Genomic DNA, 1763 nt, shown 5'->3' on the forward strand with positions numbered 1-1763 from the left:
GTGTGGTCCATGGTTGTCCGCTGCAGACACTTATGGGTTTGCAGATCGGCAGGCGTTCGTGGGACACCATGGCTGGCCAGGTAGACGGGAGACGCGCAGAGCACGGCACTGGCTGCGCCAAGACATTCCAGTACGAGTCCCGCTCTTTCCGGAACGAGATCGCAGAGCAGCACGGCATCATGGTTGCTGAGCACCACTTCGGGAGCGCCCTGCGCCAGATCCACCTGCACGGAAACCTGCGGGTGTTGATCCCGATAATCCGAAACGACAGAAATGAGATGGGATCTGTCGAAGGCAGGATCAACGCCGATACGTAAAGTTCCAACTGGCATGGCGTTCAGCCCTGCAGCTTCAGCCTCTGCCTGTTCGAGGTGAACAAGGATGGATCGACAGTGGACAAGATACCGCTCGCCAGCGGTAGTCAGCGCTACGCTGCGCGTTGTTCGGTTCAACAGGCGCAAGCTTAGGTGCGCCTCAATATCGGCTATGGCGCGCGATACCTGCGGAGTGCCGACCTTCATGTTCTGGGCCGCTGCCGTAAAGCTTCCAGCGCTGGCTACTGCCACGAAAGCGCGAATGCTTTGCATCATGTCCATCGTCCTTCATCCCCTCTGTTCTGACGGCATGGTCAAAACCAGGCCACCGTACTATCGCAGCGGTGCCAGATGATATGCACTACACAGCACAATGACATTCCGGGACTGCACCAGTTTCGCGCGGTCGGACCATCCCAATACTGCAGAAAGCCAGCTCCGGTGATATCCTCCGTGAGGCCCCGTCGCTATCACTGAATCACGGCGTTTTTCATGAGGTCTCCAGCGAATTGCGCAGCGGCCTTCTCCAGCGCAAGCGCCTGCAGCTGCTGGCGCATCGTGTCCATCGCCTCGTCGAACGTCGGCACCTTCGTCGGCCGCTTTGCGTCGAGCTTGACGATCACGCGCAGCGCGCTGGTCCCCGGACCGGCTGGAATCGCCGCGGGCGTGACGCCGCCCGCCGGCAGTTGCGTGATGGCCTGCGCGACCGGCAGCGGCAGCCCCTGCGTGTTGCCCTCGGTCAGTGGTGCCTTGAAGCTGATCCACGGCAGCTCGCCGCCGGCTGCCTTGCTCGGCGCCACGCTGTACTGCCGGGCGAGCGCGTCGAACGCGCTACCGGACTTCAGTTTCGCGAGCACTGTGCTGGCGGTCGCGTCATCCGTCACCGAAATGACGCGCGGCTTGTACTCCTCCTTGCCGAGCGACGCGACGATCGCCTCATAGCGCGCTCTCACCTGCGCATCGGTAACCGATTCGGGATGGATGTTGTCCTTCAGGTACAACTGCGTTTCGGCATTGGCCTTCGCCGCACTGATCGCCTGCACAACTTCGGGCTTCGTGTCGTAGCGCCCCTTCTCTGCTCCCTGGCGGAACAGCTCGCGCACAATCAGTTGCTGCCTGAGCGCCTGGCGCAGTTGCGCTGTGTCGGGCTGTCCGGTGCTGCGCACGGCTTCATCAAGCCGGGCCTGCGGGATCGCTACGCCGTTGACGACGGCAACCGTGCCGGCGGGAAGTGTGCTGCTGGCCGAGGCCGCGACGGCAGCCTGCACCAGTGTCGGCATGGCCGTGCCCAGCGCGACGGTGGTAAAAGCAGTAACGCACAGCGCGCGGATCGTGGTGGTGGTGAAAGACATGTGATTTCCTTTTTTCATAGTCAAAAATTGAGATTCGCCGTGGCCAGCACGAGGGTCGCGCGCGGCCCCAGGCTGGCAGGCTGTGTAAGGGCGCGGC

At 62.5% G+C, this 1763-nt stretch carries 2 protein-coding genes; both read right to left on the reverse strand.

The genetic code is table 11. The annotated features are described in order from the left end of the window. Nucleotides 1–590, reverse strand: a 590-nt coding sequence (locus P3T23_RS47585; RefSeq protein WP_429322936.1) for a LysR family transcriptional regulator, incomplete at its 3' end; no start/stop codon positions are given. Nucleotides 591–784: 194 nt separating this feature from the next. Beyond that, entirely contained in the window at nt 785–1666 is an 882-nt protein-coding gene (locus P3T23_RS47590) for a peptidyl-prolyl cis-trans isomerase (RefSeq protein WP_429322937.1), read from the reverse strand. Nucleotides 1667–1763 lie beyond the last annotated feature (97 nt).

Source organism: Paraburkholderia sp. GAS448 (genome assembly GCF_050435685.1).
In the GTDB taxonomy this organism is placed as follows: domain Bacteria; phylum Pseudomonadota; class Gammaproteobacteria; order Burkholderiales; family Burkholderiaceae; genus Paraburkholderia.